At 61.1% G+C, this 17,818-nt stretch carries 17 protein-coding genes; 2 read left to right on the top strand and 15 right to left on the bottom strand.

The annotated features are described in order from the left end of the window. The first annotated feature begins 21 nt into the window (after positions 1-21). Both K7W42_RS15170 and K7W42_RS15165 read left to right on the top strand, forming a co-directional pair. Positions 22-546 carry a hypothetical protein gene (locus tag K7W42_RS15170; RefSeq protein ID WP_157459606.1) on the top strand — a complete coding sequence of 175 codons (525 nt, stop codon included), beginning with the start codon at positions 22-24 and terminating at the stop codon, positions 544-546. Next, positions 533-1,105: a replication-relaxation family protein gene (locus tag K7W42_RS15165; protein ID WP_157459607.1), complete on the top strand. Its 573-nt coding sequence runs from the start codon at positions 533-535 to the stop codon at positions 1,103-1,105. The genes K7W42_RS15170 and K7W42_RS15165 overlap by 14 nt, the downstream gene beginning before the upstream one ends. Here K7W42_RS15165 and K7W42_RS15160 read toward each other — a convergent pair. The 15 genes from K7W42_RS15160 to K7W42_RS15090 form a co-directional block, all read right to left on the bottom strand. Then, the gene (locus tag K7W42_RS15160; protein ID WP_157459608.1) at positions 1,011-1,763 is read right to left on the bottom strand and encodes a hypothetical protein; all 753 of its coding nucleotides are present in this window, start codon (positions 1,761-1,763) and stop codon (positions 1,011-1,013) included. The two genes, K7W42_RS15165 and K7W42_RS15160, sit on opposite strands and share 95 nt — an antisense overlap. Beyond that, positions 1,712-2,260, bottom strand: a complete 549-nt coding sequence (locus K7W42_RS15155) for a hypothetical protein (RefSeq protein ID WP_198170636.1) — start codon at positions 2,258-2,260, stop codon at positions 1,712-1,714. Before K7W42_RS15155 ends, K7W42_RS15160 begins: the two co-directional genes overlap by 52 nt. Positions 2,261-2,262: 2 nt before the next feature. After that, complete coding sequence (locus tag K7W42_RS15150; protein WP_157459609.1) at positions 2,263-2,787, bottom strand: phospholipase D-like domain-containing protein; 525 nt, start codon at positions 2,785-2,787, stop codon at positions 2,263-2,265. Then, positions 2,784-4,169, bottom strand: a complete 1,386-nt coding sequence (locus K7W42_RS15145; RefSeq protein WP_224575686.1) for a hypothetical protein — start codon at positions 4,167-4,169, stop codon at positions 2,784-2,786. The genes K7W42_RS15150 and K7W42_RS15145 overlap by 4 nt, the downstream gene beginning before the upstream one ends. A 55-nt stretch (positions 4,170-4,224) precedes the next feature. Then, on the bottom strand, positions 4,225-5,061 hold the full coding sequence (locus tag K7W42_RS15140) for a hypothetical protein (protein WP_157459611.1): 837 nt from the start codon (positions 5,059-5,061) through the stop codon (positions 4,225-4,227). Positions 5,062-5,171: 110 nt separating this feature from the next. Further along, positions 5,172-6,233 (bottom strand): hypothetical protein, encoded by a 1,062-nt coding sequence (locus tag K7W42_RS15135; protein WP_157459612.1) that lies wholly within the window; start codon positions 6,231-6,233, stop codon positions 5,172-5,174. Between the two features lie 93 nt (positions 6,234-6,326). Next, entirely contained in the window at positions 6,327-7,559 is a 1,233-nt protein-coding gene (locus tag K7W42_RS15130) for a bifunctional DNA primase/polymerase (RefSeq protein ID WP_198170638.1), read from the bottom strand. Then, positions 7,546-8,388, bottom strand: a complete 843-nt coding sequence (locus K7W42_RS15125) for a GspE/PulE/PilB domain-containing protein (RefSeq protein WP_157459614.1) — start codon at positions 8,386-8,388, stop codon at positions 7,546-7,548. Before K7W42_RS15125 ends, K7W42_RS15130 begins: the two co-directional genes overlap by 14 nt. After that, entirely contained in the window at positions 8,385-9,218 is an 834-nt protein-coding gene (locus K7W42_RS15120; protein WP_157459615.1) for a hypothetical protein, read from the bottom strand. Before K7W42_RS15120 ends, K7W42_RS15125 begins: the two co-directional genes overlap by 4 nt. A 1,342-nt stretch (positions 9,219-10,560) precedes the next feature. Continuing rightward, complete coding sequence (locus K7W42_RS15115; protein WP_224575685.1) at positions 10,561-13,392, bottom strand: AAA family ATPase; 2,832 nt, start codon at positions 13,390-13,392, stop codon at positions 10,561-10,563. Between the two features lie 59 nt (positions 13,393-13,451). Next, positions 13,452-13,682 carry a hypothetical protein gene (locus tag K7W42_RS15110; RefSeq protein WP_157459618.1) on the bottom strand — a complete coding sequence of 77 codons (231 nt, stop codon included), beginning with the start codon at positions 13,680-13,682 and terminating at the stop codon, positions 13,452-13,454. Positions 13,683-13,866: 184 nt separating this feature from the next. Continuing rightward, a complete protein-coding gene (locus K7W42_RS15105; RefSeq protein WP_157459619.1) occupies positions 13,867-14,562 on the bottom strand; it encodes a single-stranded DNA-binding protein in 696 nt (231 codons plus the stop codon). Positions 14,563-14,687: 125 nt separating this feature from the next. Beyond that, the gene (locus tag K7W42_RS15100; RefSeq protein ID WP_157459620.1) at positions 14,688-15,578 is read right to left on the bottom strand and encodes a hypothetical protein; all 891 of its coding nucleotides are present in this window, start codon (positions 15,576-15,578) and stop codon (positions 14,688-14,690) included. Positions 15,579-16,785: 1,207 nt separating this feature from the next. Next, entirely contained in the window at positions 16,786-17,094 is a 309-nt protein-coding gene (locus tag K7W42_RS15095) for a hypothetical protein (protein ID WP_157459621.1), read from the bottom strand. Positions 17,095-17,239: 145 nt separating this feature from the next. Continuing rightward, positions 17,240-17,803, bottom strand: coding sequence for a hypothetical protein (locus K7W42_RS15090; RefSeq protein ID WP_157459622.1), 564 nt, complete (start codon positions 17,801-17,803; stop codon positions 17,240-17,242). Positions 17,804-17,818 lie beyond the last annotated feature (15 nt).

Here is a 17,818-nt window from a genome sequence, read left to right as displayed (position 1 = left end):
AGCGTAGAGGCGCCGTTTCAAATGGGCCAACTGATTCCTGCGCGCATGGTGGTGGCCTTGGATCTGATTGAAGGCGGAACGGTCGAGTTTTTCGTGACCACCCCAGCCGCGCAGGGCAATTTTGTGTGGAAAGGTACGGCGACCCTGGACGCCACCAAACGGGTGCAGATGACCTTCACCGAACTGGCCCTCCCTACCGGGCAGGCCCTTCGGATCCGAGCGACTGGAGTCTCGGCAGACGGCACCATCGGCCTGACGCCGTCCTACCGTGCATCTGCTCCCTCGGCGGCCATTGACGCGGTCCGTGGGACTTTGACCGGAGTTCAGCAGGCTGCCAACGCTCAGTTGCAGGCGGGGACGACGGTGATCGCCAACGGCCAGACCACCGTGAGTAAAACAGCCCCCCCGTTTTGGATGACCCTGCTGGGCGGCGCTGTCAATAGTTTCAAGTTGCCGGAAAGCACGGCGTCAGTGGTCACTCTGGGTCACATCGACCGCGGCGCACCCCTGAACATCTTGTTCGTAGGCTTTGATGGGGGCCGGTAACCCCCTGCTCACCAAATTGGCCCGCCTGCGCGCCGCTCTTCGCACCGACCGGGTGCTGAGCGGCGCGCAGCTTGAGCGCCACTTTGACCTGAGCCCCTCGCAGTTGCAGCCCCTAAAAGACTTCACCCAGTTCAGTGCGACCTTGCAACCCGTCTACCGCAGTGTGCGTTCTAGGACTGTCGTCCCTTTCGTTACCTTGGAAGCGTCGATGGAGCGCCGGCTGAGTGCAGAGCAGGTGGGGCACCTGGCTGGCACAGCTGAGATTCGGCTTCAGCTGGCCGCCGCGCCTCAGGACTGGCAGTCTGGCGCGGCGGCCCTCGGCCGGTCGAACAAGCCCGATGCAGTGTATCTGCTGGGGGAGCACCGGGTGGCCATCGAATACGACGCCGGGTCGTACCGTGCGCGGGTCATTGAGCAGAAGCTGGAGCAGTTCTCTCGGGACTACGCTGGTTTGGTCTGGGGGGTTACCAGCGGCGTGCGGGCCCGCCGCCTCCAGGACCGTCTGGGCGCCCATGGGGTTCAGGTGCTGCACTTGAACTGGTGGTCGGATCAAGGGTGACGGCCGTTTGCGCCGCCACCTCATCTACCGAGAGCCGGGCCAGTGTGACCAGATGTGGTTCGGCCTGCGCCACCTTGCCCAGCCGCACGAACTGGGGCGTCAGGACCAGCAGGCGAGCCTCTTTCGACAGTAGGTAGGATCGGTGTTGAGTGAGGACTGTCCGGATCGCCCTCGGACTGAAGCCGCCACCGACACACTTGCCCATAACGAGCAGTGACTGCCCCTCTGGCGACACCATCCAATGTCGGTGGTGGGCGGCCGCCTGGTCGTAAGCGTGGCCCTGCGCCAGCAGCCCTTTCACACCTTCGCGGACGTATACATGGTTGATGGCTTCGGTGGTGCTCTGTACCCAAGGCCGCTGCTCGGGGTGAATATGGCGCTGCGCCGCAGGACCCAGCGTGACGACGCCGCCGATCAAGGTAGGAGCATGCAGGAGGTAGTGGTCTTGAATCAGCAGTCGGGTCTCCGCTGTCCCCAAGGCCTGCGCCACATCTCGAATGCTGACAGCCGACCAGCGGTCAATTTCACGGAAAAGGGCTACATGATCATCGCCCACCGGGCGACTCGGTGGGCGTGACAGGTCACGGTAATGGGTGGTGTAGGGAATTAGGGCTGGGTCAATGACCCGATCAGCGTTGGTCCGGACTTGACTGCCCACTGCTGTCCCTCCCAAGAAAAAGGAATGTGGTCCAGAATGAAACTGAGAGACTCGACTTGCCCAGTTTCAATCTGAGCCTTGGCGTACCGGTTCTTTTCCAGTGTGATGGCTTCCGGTGTGGCTCCTGGTCCTAGGCGGGCTGCTGCTGCGGCTCGCCCACTCGCGTTCAGGAGGGGCCACGCCTGTGCGCGGTGTACCACGATGACCGTTCCGTCTTCGCTGTTCCTTTGGGGTGTGGCCCGGTAACCAGGAGCCTGGAGCGTGGCCAGCATGACCTCGTATTTTCCAGGCTCAGTTTCGTTCGGTACGGCCGCCTTCAGATCTTCCATCGTCCACGTCGACATCGTGGTCAAAAACGTCGTGATGGCGCATTCGGCGTCATCTTCGCTGGGCCGGGCCGCGTGCTCACCACTCTGCCTGCACGTGCCGGTCTGGCCTTCAGGCGTTCCGGCACAGCCGCACAGGAGGAGGAAGGAGAACCAGGCCGCAGTCTTCATGGTTATAGCTTGACACTGATTTTGAGGAGGGTCGGCCAGGTGGCCCGAAAGGTTTCTGCGGTCGTCGCCGAGGTGTAGGCCGCACTTTGCCGTTCAACCTTATTGACCAGTGTGCCAGTCAGGACGGTGGAGCCGTACACCACTACCCCCTGGTCAACAGGTGAGGCCGTCTTGTAAAGCGCAATCCCTGCCTTCTTCAAGGGAAGGAGAAGCGGCGCGCCGCGCTGGTCCGTCAGGACGGTGACCCGCGCGCCGCCGCGCGCCGCCTTGACTAGGGCGTCGGCCAGCGCCTGGGGCATCTGATATGTGATCACCAGAACCTCGCCCTGGACGCGGCTCAGGCTGGCGTACAGTTGCGGTGCCTGCACGGCTAGTTTCTGGGGCGGCGCGTTGTACTGCTTGGACAGCTGTGTGGCGGCGGCGCGTTCAGCCGAGGTCAGTGGCCGCGCGTTCGTTGAGGTCTGTGCGCCGGCCACCGCGGCCCACATGCTGGCGACCAGGAGGACCCCGAGGGGGAACCGAATCACGGTGCCCTCAGCGTGGGGCTGCCTGCCAGCCCCGGAATAGGCATCCCTTCCGGGACAGCAACCCAGGCGAAGTGCGCGGCGGGCAGGGCGAATGTCATGGTGCCGAGACCGCCATTGGCAGGGGAGACCGTGCAGCCGGCAGGGGTGACCACCGTGTCTGGCATCAGCATAGGCACGGGCACATTCACGCACCCCTGTAAGGTGCAGTAGCGGGCATGAGCGAAAAACGTCTGTGGCCGCTTGTCGAGCATCGGTTCAAGTTGCTGCCAGGTCTGAAACAGATTGACAGCTCCTTGGGTAGAGGCGTCGGCCAAGGAGCCCACCTCCAGCCACCGCTTGAGTTCCTCCAGCTGCACCAGCTTGCCGCCTGAACGCGACTGATTGCTGATCAGCTGCGACGCTGCTGTTTGGGCCGTGAGGTAGGTGGCGAACTGAGGAAGTTGGGCTTTCTGAGCCACACTGGCTACTTTGGTGATGTTGGGAATCAGTCCAGCCACCGGGGCAAAAATGATCCCGCTCTTGTTGCCTGACCAGTTGGTGTAGCCGTTCCAGTGCATCGCCTCAGGCATTTTCGTGGCCAACAGCTTCAGAACGTTTTCCTGGTATTCGCGGTAGTACTGTTTCACGGCCTCGTTGCAGGTATTGCGAATGCGGCTGCGCACCTCATCCCAGTTAAAGTATGCCGGCATGGGGTAATTGGGGCCGGAGATGCCGTAGAACGATGAGCTTGGCATGTAGACGGTGCCCGGCAGGGGATATGCCGAGTCTGGAATCAGATCGGGTGCTTCCCGTCCCGCGCAGTATTCGCTCCGGGGCACGCGGGGGTAAACGTAGTTCGGCAGCTCGACGCCATCAGCCTTCATCTCGAACTTAAGGCCGCTTGGCAGCTTGAAGTCTTTGTGGGTCACGCCTGAGGGCACGCTGAGCTGATAGGTCGCCAGTTTCTTGGTGATGTCTTCCGGATTGCCAGCCAGCACCTTGGCTGCGGCGATAGCCAGTTCCCCAGCGCTGTTCAAGATGGGGGTGCACCCCAAGGGCCGAGTCGCGTAAGGCAGAAGGGGGAAGACAGTGGCCGCCGAGACGCTGCGGTTGAGATCGACACTCACCGCCCACCGAGTCTTGTCCTGAAAGCGTTGCCATTCATACTGAAGCGCACCGGCCACGTCGCGGCTCACGTCGAGGGAGGAACGCAACGGATTGGTCGGATCAAGTAAGAAAGGCACACTGAACTCGAAGGTGGGACAGCTTGAACTGGCCTTGCTGCCCAGGGCGCACTTGTTGTCGCGCCATGTCTTCAGCTGCGCCAGGTCTATGACTTCGATCAGGGACCTATTGCGGTACACCTGGGCATTTGGCCGGACGCGCGCGTCGATCAGTGACACGATGCCTTGTGCGGCGGCCCCACCACTCAGGACCGCCGCCAGCAGGATCAGATGTTTACCGGTCATTGCCTGTTCCGGCCAGCACGAGTGTCAAGGGCCCACCTACTTCGTACTGCTGTGCCGTGTTCAGGGTGGCACCGATCCAACTCCAGCTCACTGGCGTGCCCACTTCACTGCCCGTGGTGTCAATCGTCAACTGGCCGTACACCGTTTGTCCGGCGTTGATCCGGATGACGGTGTTTTGTTCGCCTGTCACATTGACTTTCATGGGCTTCGAGCCCGCTTGCATGCGGACATTTTTGGGGTCGAACACCAGGGCTTCGGTTCCTGCATTGGTGATGCGGTAGCCCAAGGTGACTTGATTGCCCGAACGGGTGCCGTTCAGGAAACCGAAGCGCAGCCAGTCTGGAGCCGTCTGCGGCCCAGTCACTTCCGGCGTAGGCGTGGCCGCGCTGGTGCTCACCGCCGGCGTACTGATCTCGCCGTCCGCCTCCAAGGTGTCGGTAGGAGCCGGATATTCAACCACTACCCGGCGGATTTGGCGGCCACTGGCGCTGGCCAGGCTGTAGACCACCTGAATGAGGTCACCGTTCGCCAGTCGCACCGTCATGCTGCCCCAGCCAGAGTTGGTAATGGCCTTCAAGAAGATGACGTTGCTGTCGACCTGTACGTCAAGCTGGTCATCACGACCCGACGTGATCTTTGCGACAGCATCGGGCATCTGAAGCTGCCAAGTCTCCCCCTGGTGGATCTGAAGCATCAGGGGCCGGTCTTTAAGGTCCAGCGCGTTGAACGTGCTGGTGATGTTGTTCCCCAGTGCAGGTGTCGCAGGGATGGCAACGGCGAGGGAGGCGGACGAAAGCAGGCAGAGGCCGAGGAGGATTTTCTTCATACCTTCACCCTAGGTGGAGGCAGGTTCACGCCAAAAAAAGAACCTCATCTGGCAACACAACGTGTTGGTCAAATGAGGTGACCGGAACGGTCAGACAGCGCCGCTGTCTCTCAGATGTCACTCCACAGGCGCAGGTGGCCAATGTGACTGACGATCTCAAGGGCAACGTCTTGCTTCAGGTTGAATTGCTGGCAGAACACAGAAAGAGGCTGAGTGCCTGCTTCCGCTGCCTGCAGCAGTTCATTGAGAGGCAGAGACATCGCCAAAGGCCAGAGTCCTTCGCGTGCCAAAGCGCGCGCAGCTCGTCCGGCTTCCTGATGCATGCTGGTCGTCTCGAAATCATTCTCGACGTCTGCATTGGCAGGAAGGGTTTCACCGTACATCCTGTTGTCGTCCTCACCGCTGTAGTTCAAAGACCACACCGGCTCGTACTGCGCTTCAAGCAGTTCGGCAACATTGTCCAGCGTCCAGAACTTCGCCACAGACTCTCCACGTGCTTTGGCTTGGCTTCTGATCTCACTGAGAATCAGATCTGGAGTGATCATGGCCTGATCAACTCCATATGCCAACAGCGAAGCGCGTGCAGCCCAAATGGTGCGAAGACGCTGGTCAAGGTGTTGACCACGTCCTCTGAGAAATGCAACCCCCTTCGGCAGTTCGGCGCGGTTGGCCTCTTCGAAGTACTTCAGGAATGCAATTCCTCCGGCGGGCTTCCAGCGGTGAATGATATCCACGCTGTTACTCGCAATGAAGCTGAAGGCCTCCGACCACCCTGAGAACTGCGGCGCAGCTTCCACGCTGAGCTTCAAAGCAATCGGCGCTGCAAACCTCCAGAGGTTGTCTGCAGCAGCCTGGGCTTCCGTGTGCCAGGCCTGCACGTGCTGATACCAGTTCAGGCACGCGAGGTAAAGCAAGTAAGGCGGCGTGGCCGACCAGACATTCCACCAAGTGTCATGCACACCCTTGTAGGTGGCCATCACATTGGCTTGCCACACCACATCGGTCTGGGTCAGGGCGACGTACTGCCGACGAATCTCATCCCGCGTCAGCTGCAACTGATCGCGAACGACCAGCTCCGACGTAGGGGACACGTTCCCTTGAACGGTGAACGTAAGAGCCTCCACTGCAACAGCAGAAGCAAAACCAAAGGGCCGACGCACTAGGTCTTTCATATTAACCTCCTGAGATTTGGAAAACGCACGGTCAGCATAACAAAAAAATCCTCCCACTCACGTGGGAGGTGCGTTTTCCAAAGGCTCAGCAAGCTAATCCCTTTGGTGGGGTTCAGTGTGACCGATTGTCGTGCGGCCGTCAACTCCCTGCCAGGCTGGCAGGAGCCGGTTGGCGAGCGCTGTGAGTCCAGGCGGGAAAAGGCCAAGTTGCCGCTGGACCGCAACTGTCCGCGCTGCCTGCGCTACGGCATCGGCGGACACGCCAAGGCTGGACAGCTCAGCCAGTGTCGTCGCGGACACCCCCCGGCTTGCCACAATGCATGCCACTGCCAGGGCCCGCTCCCCATCGCCAAGGGTTGGCCACAGCCGTGTCAACCTCTCCATCACGCTCACAGGCGCAGGCTTCGGGGGCGGGTTCCATGCAGGCTGCGTGAACGCGCTGTCCACGCTCGCCGCCCATTCTCTGGCCGTGTAGGGTTCAGGCTCCCCCTTGGTGTTGTGTGGCGGCACACGCCGGTCAAACGCAATGGCCTTGACGTCCTCCACACGGCCGCCTAGATCTCGCAGTCGGCAGGCCAGCCAGAATCCAGTCGCGTTGCGCCCCAGTCCGGCATGGGCGCGCTGGACAGCTTCGTCAATGGCCGGCGCCCAGTCGGCTGAACGGAGGGGGGTGGAGATGACCGGCGGCCGCGGCGACAGTTTGGGGATAGAGGATGGCCTGGTCACGGGTTCGATCAGGCCCAGCATGACGCGTGCTGGCAGTGGCAAGACTGCCAGGTCATCCAGTTCTGCTAACGGACGCGCCCAGCTGTAAGGCCCAGCGCAGCTGACCGTTGGGGGCAGGATGGCGTAGCCGCCGTCGCCGCGAATATCCAGTCCAGGATAAGCCTGGCCCAGGGCGCGTGCACTTTTGCCATTGAGCGTAGGAACGCGCCAAGCTGGTGCAGGCAAATGGAGGTGCCAGCCGCCGCTGCCTGTCCGGACATGCGGTTGAATGTTCCATAGAATCCGGAGTGCGTCGCCGGCCGGACCGTCCAGATCGATGACGATGCGTTCAGAACACCGGCCGGTGACGAAAGCGAGTCCTTTCCCCAGCGGCCGCCTGAACCACACTGCAATCATGTCGTCTGTGGCGGGCGTATCCATTAGGGGCTGCCAGGCGGGAACCCAGCGCCCCGGCACGCCTTCCTTGGGTCGGCGGTGACCGGTCTCCATCAGCACCAGATGGGGCCGCTTGTCGTAGAGGCCGCCTGCATTCACCGGCATAACCGACAAGCCGGCAGCCCGCGCCTCCAACGCCTCGTCCATCAGGTCACGTCCGGGCAAGCTCCGTCTCCTTGGCGTGGGTGGGGGCCGCCTCATCTGCGTCTTCTTTCAGGAGGTCCCGGATGGTGGTGGCCGCCGTGATGACGGGCCGGACTTCCCGCTGCATGGTCATAGCGAGAAGCCGCAGGGCACCGGGGTCAGGCTGCTCCATAAGGACCGTCAGGGTCCCGTCTATCAACTGGTACGGATAGACCCGGAGGTGGCGCTGCGTTTCAGGAGGCAGAAGGGCCCGTAGGGTGGGGTCAGGTGGGCTCCGGCGCACATCGGCGTAAGGCAGCCGCAGCACGGTCGCTTGTGCGCGTGCAGCCTGGTCATGGGTAATGACTTTGCTCTCCAGACACCCTTGAATGGTCATCCCGAGGTACAGGCCGATGTGCCTGGAAGTGGCGAGTGCCAGCGCCTCGGTTTCAGTCAGCCTGCCCCAGAGGGCTGTCGGGTAGGTCAACTGTGACACCCGGTCATAGACTGACGGGGGGACCAGGCAGAGCTTGACCTGTGGCCCCAGGGCTGCGTAGATCGGGTCCAGTGGCACGTCCGGGTCTGGAGTCAAAACGCAGCAATCGGTGTATTCCTGCCGGTGAGGGGTGATACCCAGGTGAAGGGCCTGCTTCCGGCTCAGCAGGTGGCCTTCAATACTGCTCAGACTTCGGTGGTCTGAATAGAACGTCCATCCGCGCTCGGCGGCCAACTCGCTCCAGACCGCCTGCACCTCATCAGCACTCAAGGTCGCCTCCAGGGCGCCCAGAAAGTCCCCACCATGAACAGCCTGATAGGCATTGGCGGCCTGCTGGCGTTCAACGGTCAGGGCCCGGTCTACCTGTCCGCTCATGGCCGCTCTCGCGCCACATCGGCAAACTGCGTTCCAGCCAAGAGGCACGCGTGCCGCCGGTAAAGCCCGGTGGTCATCACCTGCTTCGGCGTGTGAAAGCGCAACTGCTTTCCCTGTATCAATTGCGCGACTCTGAGCATGTACGGTTTCAGGCTGTCTGGAATGGTTTCTGGTTCTTGCCAGAGCTGCTGCGTTTTCGGACTTTGGTTGTGCAACTCGATACTGCTGCCGTCAGGTAGAGCGCTGAACGCCCAGCGGGCAGCTTGCAGCTCAGAGTGTAAAAGGCTGTCGCCTTTAACGGTGTTGCGCCAGGTGTGAATGCGGTTGACCCCCACCAGAACGGCCCCCACGTAGGTCTGTAGACCGTCGGTCAGACAGCTGGTGTGCAGCCGGTAGTCGATCATCGGTGGCAGCGGCGGTACGGTATGGGCGTTCAGCGCCTCCGCGTATTCTGCGAAGAGCGCGACGCCATTGATACGGCGCGCGAGTGACAATTCGAGGTTTCGGCTGTTCAGCAGTTGGGTCAGTTGAGGGGGTCGCTTGCTGCGCCGGTCGGCCAACCGCACATATTCGGTGTGCGGGGTGTGGAGGTTGACGGTCGTGTTGACCGTGCACCGTTTGAGCGCCTGAATCAACGCGACCGTCAAGGTGGTCTCCCGGTCCACATTGGCCGGCAGGCAGTACTGGAAACTCCGGCCCACTCCGTTCAGCACGATCAGTTCCGTTACCTCCATCTCTGCTGATTCCGTCAGAGGTTTCAGGTTCAACCACAGGTGCTGAAGAGAGGGTGTTCGAGGCTTGGATGGGCTCGGCGCTGGAGATTGAGTCATGGGTGGGGCACTCCTGGGTGGGGAGAGGGGAAGCAGGCTGATTCAGTTCAGCGGTCATCAGTGACAACACCTGCTCGATTACATTGCTGTGGTGAGCCAGGTCGCTGTAGATGGCGTAGGTGACCCCCTGACGATCACTGGTTCGCAGGCCGATCAGACCGTAGTCGGCGAGACGCTGGAGTGCGAGAGCGATATCCGCCGGGTCGCCCAGTCGAGTCAAGTCAGCGTGGCTGGCTAGAGCATTGCGGAGCCGCTGAAGGATTTTGATGATCCGGCGCGCCAGATCACTGCAGAAGGCTGGCGCCAGCGGCGCTGCCGGTTCCAGGTAGGTCGCCTGATACAGCCGCTTGCCCAGGGTGCTGTCCACGGGCCAGGCCACGCCCGTTTCGACAAGCTGAGACAGCGCGAGGGTGAGAGAGGTTTTGTCCAGTTGCAAGCCTGTGTAAATGTCGTTGTAGGTAACTGGATGGGGATGGCTTTGTAAAAAGCTGAGCACACGCGCTTGCAGAACGCGTTGCGCTTCGTCCAGGCGTCCCGGCAGAAGGAAGCGTCCTCCGTTGCCGCCACGGCGCTCAATCAGGCCTTCGGCACACAGCGTTTTGGTGACAGCGGCCAGTGTGTCGTATCCGACAGGCGCAGGGTACTTCGTGAGTTCACGCATCTCGGCCAGTGAGAGGGACGGATGCGTCGTCAGGAGATTCAGCACCAGACTGCGGTGCTCTGTTTGGCGTTGAAGGCTGGCGACTCCCATGCCGCGCACCTTAGAGACCCGCCTGCTTAGTTCTGACTATGCCGTGATTAGTTGAAGCGTAGGCTTGTGACGACAACGTAAGCCGAGGGTCTTATGCTGCTTACCATGCTCATGCCTGGCCGTCTCAATCGCCGACTGGCTCTTGAGGTGGACCGGACGAAAGCCCTGAGCCATTCTCAATTCCTGTCTCGCCGTGAACTGACGTGATCCACGCTGCGCTCGACCTGCGCTCCAGTGTTACCTGGCAAATGGAGAGTGCTGAGCAGACAGCGTTGGCCGCTTTGCAGTTGCAGCGTGATGCCCACCCCCGGGCGGCAGATCGGCGGAACGTCACTCGTGCGCTACAAGGTGCACGTGACAGTCGGCCTGAAGCGTGGCGCGCTGTCTATCTGGGTCACGCTGCGCCTTGCCGTGATCAGGGGGGCACCTTCTGGATGGTGTATCAGTCCTATGCAGCTCCATCTGATCTGGAGGCGTTCACCGCCCTGTTGCCGCCACATGGCCTTATCGGTCAGGTCGCTCCTGATTCACCCTACGGTCCTTTCATTCAGGTGCTGATGGTTCGGCAGGCCGCGGCTACAGATTGACCATTCAACGAGCGAAAAGGAGCTGGATGTCCCGCTCGGCATGCGCCAACTGGGGTTCGTTGCCCATGCTGCGGTGGATTTCGACAATGGTGCGCAGCACGTCTTCGGTAGGCGCGAGCAGCTGCATATGTTCGAAGTGCCGCAGCGCCTCGGGGAGGGCGCGCCGCTCCAGCGCTGATTTGCCCAGGACACCGTACGCACTGTAAAGGACGCCTGGGATCTCAGTATCGCGGAGGTCAGCTGCCCATACACTGTTGACGCCAGGCAGAAAATCCGTGCCGTCACTCAGGAGTTGCCGGATCTGCAAGAGGTTGTTCGTGCGTACCGCCCGCCGCAGCTCGTCAACATCCGTCCGCACGTCCAGATCATCGGAAAACACATAGCGGCGTGTGCTGTCCTGCACGATGGCGTCGTTTACTCCCGTGGCTTTGGTCAGGCTGGCCCGCAGTGTGTTAAGGGCGTTGCGGTGATCGCCTTTACCCTCGCCAATCAGCGTGCGCTGCAGTTCTTGGGAAGTGGCTGGTGGCAAGAGCGCCATCAGGGCGATCAGTTCCTGGGCCCGCGTGACATTCGATCCGCTGAGAGGCAAGGGCTTGCCGTCCAGCGAGACACTTAACTTGCCCAGTGTACGGATCGACAGCCGCTGCCGGGTGTCAGACCGGCCAAAGGCATACTCCTGCAGCTCCCCTGCATACCATCCCTGCCTGACGGCTTCGCGCAGGGCTTGGCGCACCATGGTCAGGTCTGGGGTGAGGTATCGCCGCGACTTGATCTTGCTATGAAGCGTCATGAAATCCCGGATGTGCGCCTCAGCCAGGGTGCCTTCCTCAGCGTGAATTTGAGCAAGGTAGGCGCGGCTTCTGACCGCCCACTCGGCCAACTCGCCCAGGTCGGTCGGCACCTGTTCAAACCATGCGCGCGCTTCAGCCAGATTGCCCATGGCGAGGTCTCGCTGACCCCGATGAAATTTCAGGAGATCCACCAACATAGTGCTCTGGGCCAGCTGCGGATGGATTTCCAGTAGGCTTTCGGCCAGCGCCAGCCGCCGGTCCGCCTCAACGTGCTGAAACTGCGCACGGAGAGCCTCAGACAAGAGGGCCTCAGCCATGTACTGACGGTCTGGTCGACTGCTGGCCCGCGCGCGCTCGACCGCCTGCATCAGGTGGGTCACGGCCTCGTCGAACTTGCCCTCTTTCATCCTCAGGTGGCCGAGCGCAAAGTGAATGGAGGTCGTTGTTCTGACCTGCGCCTCCTCGGCAATACACAGGGCGCGCTGGAGAAGGTCGTTGGCTGGAGTCAGTTCATCTGCGGCGCCGTGAAGAATCGCCGCATTCAAAAGGGGAATGGGGAGCCGAGCAGTCATGCCCAGCTGCTCGAAAATCACATGGGCCTGGCGCACCGCCATCATGGCTTCGTCAAGCCGGGCCAGCCGCAGATAGGACACGTTGAGGCCAATCAAGGCCACCCCCATGACGTAATCGAGGTGGTGCTGTTCTGCCAGCCTGGTCGCTTCAAGGAGCTTTTGAAGGCCTCCTTCGCTGTCTCCCCGCTCCCGGCTTACATTGCCTGCCATGGTCAACAAAATGACTTGCTGTTCGGCTGGATAAGCGTTCCAGTGCTGCCAGGCTTCGTCCAGCAGCTGAGCTGCATCGTCCACTCTGGCCTGAAGGAACAGACCGTGGGCCAAAGGCGGCAGCACCGTCATCCGGGTGTCGGGGCGTTCTGCCAAGGTGTGCAGGATGGCCATACCAGCCTGCAACTGCTCGGTTTCCATGAGACTGATGCCGTACATGCGCGCCAGGGAAGGCGATGCCTGGACCGCCTCACTCGGAAGACGGTCCAAGATGGACCGAATAACGAGGAACTGGCTCCGGCGGAACAGGGGCGGAATCACCTGCTCGGCCATGTCCAAGGCGTCATTTATCAGATTTGCGTGCAGCAAGAGATCCAGTGCGTGGATTGGCCGCTCATCGGTGAGGGCCCGCTGCGCGGCTTCGCGGTAACTGTCGGTCCACAGGTCAGGCGACTGGCGCAGCTGCTCATTCAGAACATTCAGCACCAGATCATGTGGTTGTGCGCCCACCGAGTGATGCAGGAGAGGCAGGCGGTGCAGGATTAACTGCCCCAACCAGTCGTCCGGCAAATCCAGCCCCAACGAATGAGGCAGGTACGACGTCCATGTGTCGTACGGCGCCAGTTGAGGCAGGGCACGCTGCAGGGTCGGAGGAAGCGACCGCAACACGGCTTTGATCAAGTCAGGGGCTGAGTGGCCGTACGCGCCGGCGACCGTCAGGGCAACGCCCATCGGCCACCCTTTCAAAGGGGTGAGGTCGCTGACCGCTGTCGCCTCAGCTTGCGTAGACAGTTGCGCGACTTCGGCTTCGTCGAAGGCCAGCTGCTCCGGCCCCAGAACCATCAAGCTTTGAGTGGCCACCAAGTAGGCCACCTCGACCGAATCCAACTGCCTCGAGGAAATAAGCAGACGGTGCTGTTCAGGAAGCGCCCGGATGAACCCCACCAGCCACGCCTCACTCTCGGCGCTCAGCCGTTCGGCATGGTCCAGCAAGAAAGTCGTCCGCTCCAGGGCGGCAAGGTGCTTCGCCAATTGACGCGCAGAGAGCGGACGTGTTTCGTTGGCGGCCGTGATATCGGCACTGACCTGTGGCGCCCTGCCCTGCAGGCTGTGCGCGAGGTCTTCAATGAGTGAGTACACGTCATTGTCGAGTTCCCGAAGATCAAGGCGCACCACGATTTCGCCAGCTTCCAGCGCGGCCTGCGCCACTTGGCCCAGAAGCACCGATTTACCGTACCCTGACGGACCCAGCAGCAGTGCCACATGCGGAACGTCTGTGCGGCGCATTTCACGCAGGAGGCGCTCACGCTGAATCGATAATTTCAAAGCACGCCTCGGCGCGTGCCTGGCGCGCAGTAGCCCCCCTCGGGCGCGTAATAGTTCAGGCCGAGCACGCCCATCGCCACGATGGCCACCAGCATGACAGCCACGTAGCCGACGCCAATGACTGCGGCCAGAGCCAGCGTCAAGATCACTACACCCGTCGCCACGAGATACCGCAGGAGGTCCAGTGCCCCGCACAGGAGATACCCGCATGCCAGCAGCAGCCTCATGCCGCCTTCCGTACGGTGCCACCGAGCAGGCGCGCCTGCCCAGAGCCCCCAGGGCGTGAACATTGGGCGAAGTGCTGCGTAGAGCGACTGGGTACGTGTACGGTTGGTCAACATAAGGCCTCCTTCCAAATTCAGCTTAAACGAAAAGGCCGGGGGTGGGTATAGGCATTTGTGGCAGACCTTCTCAGGGCGTCACCGTCAGTGCCGGAAGATCTGTTCGGCGATTGACCTTGCCCTGGGCGACAAAGATATGGGCGGCTTCAACAGCTGTGAACGTCGTGCGCGCGCCGCTGGCGAGGATTTTGTTTCGGTTCCAGATGCGTCCTTCGACACCCACCAACTGCCCCCGAGCGATAGTCACGTCACTCCCGTCACCGTACTTACAGACGTCCACCCAGTTCACCTCGGCGCGTTCAGGATGACTGACGGCTAGACTGACGTTCAGCACGGCCGTGTGGTCGACAAAACCCCGCTGGGCATCTGCGCCGGCGCGCCCGCTCAACACCACCCGCTGGAAACCGTTTCGCAGTCGGAAGCCCTGACCTACGTCCCGAACCAGATCCGAGGCGTGCCGTTCAATCGGCATCACGTTGAGAATCTTGACCTCTGTGCGTGGGGCCCGCGTGATGGTGTTGCGGGTTTGGTGTAGAAAGCCGGCCACAGTTAGGGCCTGCCCTTTGATGACGTGCACCGCGTCAAGGTGAGAACGTTCAATGAGACAGCGCTGGTAAAAGGCCATCGGTTTCGTGTTGCCGTCGGCGAAGGTCACGAGTTCCTCGCCGGCTACCACGAAGCTCAAGCAGTCACCTCTGGGCTCCGGCATCTGGGCCACACACCCGATCAGGTCGACCATACTGCCAAATTTGGCGGGAAGAATCATGGATTCAGCGTAGGCGACCCCTGGTTTGGCCCCAAAAAGGCCAAAAAAATAACCCTCAAAGCGAGAACCAAACGGTTCAGGCAATAAGGGCCGCGAAAGCAAACTGCTTTCGCACACTGACATCGTCAGTGCATGGCGGATTTCCACGGCAGATGCGTGGATCCGACGTACTCACCGGGGTGACTGGATGTATGCCAGGCCACCTCTTCTGCCACACGAATATCACTGTGTGGGAGGTAGTACGCTCGCGCCTGGTGTGCAGTGCCACTGACCTGCAACGCTGCCCTTAGTTGAAAGGCCAGGGTCGGGTTATAGGCACGCTCCAGATGCTCAGCCAGTTCCATGATGTGTCCTGGATCAGCCGGGTCATATACGTCCACAAGACCAAAGTGCTGGGCTTCGCGAACGGCCAGTTGAAACAGGCTCATGGGGATGAGCGATGCTTCGTCGTGGCTACTGACGACAGCGTCTTGCGGGTCAATGACCTGCATGACACCTAAGGAATCCAGCCAGTCCAGCGCCTCCTCTGATCTCGGATCTACCTGGTAAGACTCCACCAGAAGTTCACGGACACTGGGAGACAGACGGTCTGCTGGCGTCAGGCGGGCGAGACGGGTCCGGAAGGACATCGTCATCCGCGGTGAACCGACAGGACCCAGTGCCTCTTCACGTTCTGAAGTCAGGAGACGGACCGTGGCGTAGACAGCGTCGCGCACCCGCATGAGATAGGCGTCGTTATTGGCAAACGGCACCTTTCCACGCAGAGCACCGACAGGGCTAGAAGCCTGCTGCTGGCACTGGATGAGACGCTCGATCCACGTCTTCACCACCACATGCTCCAGACTCAGGGTGTACACCGCGTGCTTGAAGGCGCGGTCCGGGTGATTCACCTTCACCCGCTGCGCTGCCACAAGGTCAGCCAGCAGGTCGAGTGAACGTCCCATTTCGTCCGCCAGGGCGTTACGAAGGGTGCGGAGGGCCATCAGCGGTGCAAGCAAAGTCAGGGTACTGGTCATGGGTATTTCCTTTCCGCGCGGCTGTGGGGGGTCCCTCAGCCGCGCGAGCGGTGAGGGCACAGAGTGTGCGGAGAGGCTGCGTTTCCGAATCGCCGACGAAACTGAACGAACTCAAGGCCCCTTCAAATGGATGAATCCGTCAGCTGCCAACAGAAATGCTGGCGCTGTCTTCAAACCATGGAGGGTCTTTCTGCCTTCACTGGTGGTGATAGGCGTAGAGAAACTCCCGGGAAGCCTCTCCAGTTAGAAACAACTGGAAGGCTCCGGGTTCAGGCACGGCAACAACCGGCCGTGGCTCGCTGCGAAGGCGGCCATGGGGATGGTCACTGCTCTGGTACATCTGCGGGCGGAACGCTGTAGTAGCAGGGCGCGCAACGATAACGTTGTGCACCTGACCGTACACCAGAAGACGGTGACGGTCCTGCCCTCCTTCGCTCTGCACATCGAGATGCGCCGCTTGAACCCGTCGGGGTGCCCTGAATACGTCCGTGAAGACGTCCAGGTCAACCAAACGCAAAAAAACCCCCTGCCCCTGCGTCTCACGACGCCAGAGGCGTGTGAGATGCGAAGTGCCGAAGGTTGTGCAATGACCTTGACGGTCAGCAGACCGACCAAGGCCGGTAGGCAATACACTGTGCGCAGTGGGTGTCGCTGCAGTGTTGCCCCAACTATACGCCGTCAGCGCTTGGCCGTGTGTCAGGTCAAGAGGCGCTCAAGCCGGTGTGCCTGGAGCGTCAGGCCTGCTCCAGCGCATGACACTGCACCCATAACGTAGACGCGGTGACCACACCGTAGGGAAGTCAGCCACTCCCGAAGGTGCGGTGCCATCACGACCATCGTAAGGCCGTTCACTGTTACGTGCACCTGTGGCTCACCGTCATGATCCGTGGGCCAGGCGCTGACTGTGCCAGACACACTGAACATGTTCATGGAACCGTGGTGCGGTGCAAGAACTTCGAACGCGCTTGCCACAAGCCGGTGTGTGGCGGCGCCCTGCACCTGTACCAGCACCATGTTCCCAGGTTTCACCTGCCGAGCGGCTTTGTTCGCCAGTTCGTGCGTCACAACAATCTCTAAGGAACAGCCACTCACATCCACCGCAAAAAAAAGGCCGCCAGCGCCTGTCAACGGAAGTGGTGTTGACGTGACCTGGCCGACCAGAGCTCCATGCATCATGGCTTGACTGTAGAAGGGATGAGGTTCTGGACTAGCGGTTGCGTGCCAAGAGAATTGAGGTGGCGGCCAGAAAGCCGAGAGTGCTGACACTGGGCAGTGCACAGACGGCACCGATGACCAGGGTGCCGCTCCCCATCAGGGCAAGGACCCCTAGGCCTACGATGCCTGCCACCCGCTGCGCTTCGGTCTGTACAGGGAGGATGGCGGCCACGGTCAACACCAGGGCCATAGGAAGCCAAATAGGGGCGAACAGGGCCAGTGATGCAGCGGTGAGGGCGACAACCACCCACAGGAAGAGGCGGCGGTGGGCGGCAAAAGGCTGGAATCGGGCAGTCAGCATAGCTTCCTCCAGGAAAGAGAACTTGCCGGGACCAGCCTTGGGGTGGGTGCAGGAGGTTGGCTCTTTCAGTATGAAGTGAATCTGCCGGGGAAGGTGTGGCAGGCCTAAAGTCAGCTCGGGAATGAGATGGTCGCAGACCTGACTGTCAATTCCACTGCTGCTCACGCTCGGGCTCCGACGGGTTCTCTTCGTGGCCCTCTCGATGCCTCTGCTCAACCTCACTGATCAAGAGCAGTTCTGACAGAATCTGTCCCAGTTGATGTTGCAGTTCTAAGCGCCGGTGGGCCGCGTTGACCAGGACCTCAGCACTCTCCGTAGTGGCCGCTGCCGGTTTCGGAGGTACGTGAGTCGGCGGAGACTCGTCCAGACGATCTCTACGCTGCGGCGCTTGAAGATCGTCTACAGATCCACGTGTGAAGAAGCAGATGACGCGTGCTAACTGGTAGCCCCGCTGGGTGAGGCGGTAAGTGCGTCGGCGATGACGCTTGTACGCCGTCCATGAGTGATCCAGCCAACCGCGATTTTTCAAGGCATCCACCGCACCGTAAAACTGCTCAAGCGTGAGCTGCGTATCTATCAGGATGTGGTTGGGTAGTACCGGTTCGGGATAATGGTGAACCAGGCAAGTCAAGAGAACTCGCTGCGCCTTATTGCGCAGAAGATGCGCGGCGCTGAGGTGGGGAAGAATGATACGTGGCTTCCAGCTCATGCAATTTCTCCTGCT

The sequence above is a fragment of the Deinococcus betulae genome (assembly GCF_020166395.1).
In the GTDB taxonomy this organism is placed as follows: Bacteria; Deinococcota; Deinococci; order Deinococcales; family Deinococcaceae; genus Deinococcus; species Deinococcus betulae.
The sequence above is the reverse complement of the archived record's forward strand: the minus strand, read 5'-3'. Positions and strand labels throughout refer to the sequence as shown.

Excerpts from the sequence above, each read along its gene's own strand:
- K7W42_RS15170 (WP_157459606.1), top strand. The coding sequence starts at position 22 with ATGGGCCAACTGATTCCTGCGCGCATGGTGGTGGCCTTGGATCTGATT.
- K7W42_RS15165 (WP_157459607.1), top strand. The coding sequence starts at position 533 with ATGGGGGCCGGTAACCCCCTGCTCACCAAATTGGCCCGCCTGCGCGCC.
- K7W42_RS15155 (WP_198170636.1), bottom strand. The coding sequence starts at position 2,260 with ATGAAGACTGCGGCCTGGTTCTCCTTCCTCCTCCTGTGCGGCTGTGCC.
- K7W42_RS15140 (WP_157459611.1), bottom strand. The coding sequence starts at position 5,061 with ATGAAGAAAATCCTCCTCGGCCTCTGCCTGCTTTCGTCCGCCTCCCTC.
- K7W42_RS15135 (WP_157459612.1), bottom strand. The coding sequence starts at position 6,233 with ATGAAAGACCTAGTGCGTCGGCCCTTTGGTTTTGCTTCTGCTGTTGCA.
- K7W42_RS15125 (WP_157459614.1), bottom strand. The coding sequence starts at position 8,388 with ATGAGCGGACAGGTAGACCGGGCCCTGACCGTTGAACGCCAGCAGGCC.
- K7W42_RS15120 (WP_157459615.1), bottom strand. The coding sequence starts at position 9,218 with ATGACTCAATCTCCAGCGCCGAGCCCATCCAAGCCTCGAACACCCTCT.
- K7W42_RS15110 (WP_157459618.1), bottom strand. The coding sequence starts at position 13,682 with ATGAGGCTGCTGCTGGCATGCGGGTATCTCCTGTGCGGGGCACTGGAC.
- K7W42_RS15105 (WP_157459619.1), bottom strand. The coding sequence starts at position 14,562 with ATGATTCTTCCCGCCAAATTTGGCAGTATGGTCGACCTGATCGGGTGT.
- K7W42_RS15100 (WP_157459620.1), bottom strand. The coding sequence starts at position 15,578 with ATGACCAGTACCCTGACTTTGCTTGCACCGCTGATGGCCCTCCGCACC.
- K7W42_RS15095 (WP_157459621.1), bottom strand. The coding sequence starts at position 17,094 with ATGCTGACTGCCCGATTCCAGCCTTTTGCCGCCCACCGCCGCCTCTTC.
- K7W42_RS15090 (WP_157459622.1), bottom strand. The coding sequence starts at position 17,803 with ATGAGCTGGAAGCCACGTATCATTCTTCCCCACCTCAGCGCCGCGCAT.